Origin of the sequence: Streptomyces sp. WMMB 714, assembly GCF_900090125.1 — a bacterium.
Lineage (GTDB): Bacteria > Actinomycetota > Actinomycetes > Streptomycetales > Streptomycetaceae > Streptomyces > Streptomyces daqingensis.
On the sequence record NZ_FMHJ01000029.1, the window covers coordinates 1 to 2,995 of the forward strand.

1 protein-coding gene is annotated in these 2,995 nt (G+C 73.7%); it reads right to left on the reverse strand.

What is annotated here, in order from left to right:
• Positions 1-2,956: non-ribosomal peptide synthetase (locus tag H181DRAFT_RS28170; RefSeq protein ID WP_158715471.1), on the reverse strand; the 2,956-nt coding region annotated here is incomplete at its 3' end.
• Positions 2,957-2,995 lie beyond the last annotated feature (39 nt).

Genomic DNA, 2,995 nt, shown 5'->3' on the forward strand with positions numbered 1-2,995 from the left:
CACCCGAGAACTCCGGCACCGGCAAAGCAGCCCGGTCCAACTTCCCGTTCACCGTCAACGGCAACCGCTCCAGCACCACGAACGCCGACGGCACGAGGTGCCCCGGCAGCGCGTCGACGGCGACGTCGCGCAGCTCGTCCGCCGTGACTCCGCCGGACGAGGCGGGCACCACGTAGGCGGCCAGGCGCTGTTCGCCTTCGTGGTCGCGGAGCGAGGTGACGAGGCATTCGCGGACGGTGGGCAGCGCGGTGAGCGCGGTCTCGATCTCCCGGGGCTCGATGCGGAATCCGCGGATCTTGACCTGGTCGTCTGAGCGGCCGAGGTACTCGACGGATCCGTCGGCCCTCTGCCGGGCCAGGTCGCCGGTGCGGTACATGCGGCTGCCGGGCGGCCCGAACGGGCTCGCCACGAAGCGCTCCGCTGTGAGTCCCGGGCGGTTCAGGTAGCCGCGGGCCAGGTGGAGTTCGCCCGCGAGGTAGAGCTCTCCCGGTGAACCCGGGGGCAGCGGCCGCAGGTTGGCGTCCAGGATGTGCGCGGTGACGTTGCGCAGGGGGTTGCCGATCGCGGGCTGCGCCGGATCGTCGGGCGACGGTTCGGCCATCGTCGCGTAGACGGTGGCCTCGGTGGGCCCGTAGACGTTGAGGACGCGGCAGCCGGGCAGGGCCGCACGGGTGTCCCGCACCAGACCCGCCGTCAGCGCCTCGCCCGCGTACAGCAACGTGTGCGGGCGCAGCGGTAGTTCGGGGTCGGCGAGCAGGGCCGCCATGGCGGACGGGACGGTGCTGAGCATGCCGGAGACGCGGGAGGCGTCGCCGCCGGCCAGCGCGAGGACGTCGTCCTCGAGGTCGACGCGGCCGCCGCAGAGCAGCGGCGAGAAGAGCTCGAAGACGGACACGTCGAAGCTGAGGGAGGTCGTGGCGGTGACGGCTGCCAGGCCGTCGGCGCCGAACTCGCCTTCCGCCCAGGCGGCCAGGTCGGCCACGTTGCGCTGCGGGACGACGACGGCCTTGGGGCGCCCGGTCGAGCCGGACGTGAAGATCGCGTACGCGGCGTTGTCCGGGGTGAGCGGCCGTACGCGTTCGCCGTCGCCGAGGTCGCCGTCGGGGTACGCCGCGACGGCCTCGCGCACGCCGGGGTCGTCGAGGGTGATGCGGCGGGCCGCGTCGGGAAGCCGGGCAGCGCCGTCGCGGGTCGTCAGGACGTACGCCGGTGCGGCGTCGTCGAGCATCAGCGTGAGCCGCTGGGCCGGGTAGTCGAGGTCCAGCGGCACGTAGGCGGCGCCGGCCTTGAGCACGGCCCATACGGCCACGAGGAGTTCCGGGGTGCGCGGCATCGCGATGCCGACGAGGTCCTCGCCGCCGACGCCGGCGTCCACCAGGTGGCGGGCCAACTGGTTGGCCCTGGCGTTGAGTTCGGCGTAGCGGGTGTCGGTGCCCGCGTGCCGTACGGCGACCGCGTCGGGTGTGCGGGCGGTCTGGGCCTCCAGCAGCTCCGGCAGCGTGGCGTCGACGGGCCCGGCCGCCGTGTCGTTCCACTGCTCAAGGCGGCTGTACTCGGCCGGGCTGAGCAGGTCGACGGCGCCGACGGGCCGGTCCGGGTCCGCGACGGCCTGCCGCAGCACCGCGACGAGGCGGTCGGCGAGGGCGCGGACAGTGGCGTGGTCGAACAGGTCGGTGCTGTACTCCAGGACTCCGTCGATGCCGCCCTCCGTGCCGTCCGCTCCGAGGCTCTCGCGCAGGTGGAAGGAGAGGTCGAACTTGGAGATGCCGACGTCGAGCGGTTCGGGACGCACCCGGAGTCCGGGCAGGGCCGTCTCGGTACGCGGCATGTTCTGCAGGGCGAGCATCACCTGCACCAGCGGGTTCCGGGACAGTGAGCGCTGCGGGTTCAGCACCTCCACCAGACGCTCGAACGGCACGTCCTGATGGGCGTACGCCGCCAGGTCGCTCTCGCGCACCCGCCCCAGCAGCTCCCGGAACGACGGGTCGCCCGAGACGTCCGTGCGCAGCACCAGCGTGTTCACGAAGAAGCCGACGAGATCGTCCAGCGCCTCATCGGTACGCCCCGCCACGGGCGACCCCACCGCGACGTCCGGGCCCGCGCCCAGCCGCGACAGCAGCGCGGCCAGGCCCGCCTGCACCACCATGAACAGCGTCGCCGACGACTCGCGCGCCAGCGAGGCCAGGCCGGCGTGGAGCTCCTCGCTCACGCGGAAGCGGACGAGGGCTCCGTCGTAGCCCGCCACGGGCGGACGGGGGCGGTCGGTGGGCAGCGCGATCTCGGCGGGCAGCTCGGCGAGGCGTTCGCGCCAGTGTCCGAGCTGGCGGGAGAGTTCGCTGCCCGGGTCGGACTCGTGCCCGAGCAGCTCCCGCTGCCAGAGGGCGTAGTCGGCGTACTGCACGGGCAGCGGCGCCCACTCGGGCGCTCCTCCCGCGCACCGCGCCTCGTAGGCCGTCATCAGGTCACGGGCGAGCGGGGCCATGGACCAGCCGTCGCCCGCGATGTGGTGCAGGTTCAGCAGCAGCACGCACTCGGTGGCGCCGGTGCGCAACAGGTGGACGCGAAGGGGCAGTTCGGCGGCCAGGTCGAATCCCTCGCGTCCCGCCGCGGTGAGGGCGGCGGCGAGGCCGTCCTCCGTCGTGTGCACGGCCGTCACCGTGACGCGGGCCCGGTCGGCGGGCACGATGTGCTGGCGCGGGTCTCCTCCCTCGTCGGGGAAGAGGGTGCGCAGGCTCTCGTGCCGGGCGACCACGTCGTCCAGGGCGGCGCGCAGCGCGTCCTCGTCGAGGCGTCCCGACAGCCGCAGGGCGTAGGGGATGTTGTAGGTGGGACTGGGCCCCTCCATCTGGTTGAGGAACCACAGGCGCCACTGCGCGGGTGACAGCGGGATCTGCGCGGGACGTTCGGCCGGACGCAGCGGCGTACGCGCCGCGGCCGCACCCTCCAGAGCACGCACCAGACCCGCCGGAGTCGGACTGTCGAACAACGCCCGCAC